Consider the following 1152-nt stretch of genomic DNA (forward strand, 5'->3'; position numbering starts at 1 on the left):
TAACGAGCTTGAAGGCGTGATGTCGTCCAGGGCTGACAGGTGACGGTCCTAGCGGTATGCCTGGCCAATGAGGTATCCGCAAGGCGGTGGACTGACAGCCGAGCGGCGTGCGTTCCGGGAGAGCATCCGCAGGCAGGCGGCTGAGCGTTTCCTGCAAGGCACGCCCAGCTCGGTCATTGCCAAGGAGTTACGGGTCAGTGTCCGCTCGGTGCAGCGCTGGCGTGCCGCATGGCAGGCGGGCGGGCCCGCGGCGTTGCGCTCCAAGGGCTCGCCAGGGCGACCGAGGCTGAGCCCGGCGCTGCTGCAAGCACTGGAGCACGAGCTGGACAAGGGCCCCCTCGCGCATGGCTGGCCGGATCAGACGTGGACCCTGCGACGGATCCAGACGGTGATCGGGCGACGCTTCCACAAGAGCATCTCCTTGTCCGGGATCGCGCAGCTGCTCCGGCGGCGTGGCTGGACCCACCAGCTGCCGGCACGGCGCGCCCTCGAACGCGATCAGGCGGCGGTGACCGGATGGATCAAGGAGACCTGGCCACAGGTGGAAGCACCGCGGCCGCGCTCGGGGCATGGATCGTCTTCGAAGACGAGGCCGGCTTCTCGATGACGCCGCCGACCCGGCGGACCTGGTCCCGGCGCGGCCATACCCCCGTCGTCACCGTGCGCGGCCGTTCCCAGCGCCGCTTGTCCATCGCCGCCCTGACCTGCTACCGGACCGGACACCGCTCCCGTCTGATTTACCGGCCCAAACGCCATCCCGATCACCGAAGCGGGCAGCGGCGCAGCTTCGCCTGGACCGACTACCGCGACCTGCTGATCGCCGCTCACCACCAACTCGGCGCGCCGCTCGTGCTCATCTGGGACAACCTCAACGTCCATCGCGATGCCCGGCTGCGTGCCTTCATCGACGCGCAGGACTGGCTGAGGGTCTACTACCTGCCGCCGTACGCACCCGACCTCAACCCGGTGGAGAGCATCTGGTCACTGCTGCGGCGCAGCAGCCAGGCCAACCGCGCCTTCACCGATCCAGACCACCTACTCGGCGTCCTTCGACGAGGGCTTCGCCAACTCCAATACCGCCGCGAAGTCATCGACGGATGCCTCGCCGTAACCGGTCTGAATCTGACGACATCACGCCTTCAAGCTCGTTAA

At 67.8% G+C, this 1152-nt stretch carries 2 protein-coding genes; both read left to right on the forward strand.

What is annotated here, in order from left to right:
• Positions 1-67 precede the first annotated feature (67 nt).
• Complete coding sequence (locus ID574_RS59235) at positions 68-607, forward strand: winged helix-turn-helix domain-containing protein (RefSeq protein WP_188197863.1); 540 nt, start codon at positions 68-70, stop codon at positions 605-607.
• Positions 604-1152: a transposase gene (locus ID574_RS59240; protein ID WP_262496196.1), complete on the forward strand. Its 549-nt coding sequence runs from the start codon at positions 604-606 to the stop codon at positions 1150-1152. Before ID574_RS59235 ends, ID574_RS59240 begins: the two co-directional genes overlap by 4 nt.

The organism is Nonomuraea sp. SYSU D8015 (assembly GCF_008065375.1).
Classification (GTDB): domain Bacteria; phylum Actinomycetota; class Actinomycetes; order Streptosporangiales; family Streptosporangiaceae; genus Nonomuraea.

What these genes read in the sequence shown, in the direction of transcription:
- ID574_RS59235 (WP_188197863.1), top strand. Translation starts at nt 68, where the DNA reads ATGAGGTATCCGCAAGGCGGTGGACTGACAGCCGAGCGGCGTGCGTTC.
- ID574_RS59240 (WP_262496196.1), top strand. Translation starts at nt 604, where the DNA reads ATGACGCCGCCGACCCGGCGGACCTGGTCCCGGCGCGGCCATACCCCC.